Raw genomic sequence first — 250 nt, 5'->3', positions numbered from 1 at the left:
GTTAATCCCATATCCGCATTATAACCAACACGGAATTGAGGTTTGTAAGTGACTTTTTTCATCTTCCAATCACCGCCGTTGTAGTTCGGCTCATCCCAGTCCCAAGCGATCGGCATACCAACTTGTAGATACCAGTTGTTATCGACTTTGTAAGTTGCTGTATTTTCTACTTCCATACCGTAAATATACCAATTGCCGTCATAGAAGCTTCTACTGTTTGCTGATTTAACTTCGCCAGAATCTGCGTCGT

General features: G+C 42.0%; 1 pseudogene. It reads right to left on the bottom strand.

Annotation, left to right across the window (positions count from 1 at the left end):
• Positions 1–250, bottom strand: a pseudogene (locus AB4486_RS23315) (porin); the annotation flags it as partial.

Origin of the sequence: Vibrio sp. 10N.222.55.C6 (assembly GCF_041473395.1) — a bacterium.
GTDB lineage: Bacteria > Pseudomonadota > Gammaproteobacteria > Enterobacterales > Vibrionaceae > Vibrio > Vibrio crassostreae_C.
The sequence above is the reverse complement of the archived record's forward strand: the minus strand, read 5'-3'. Positions and strand labels throughout refer to the sequence as shown.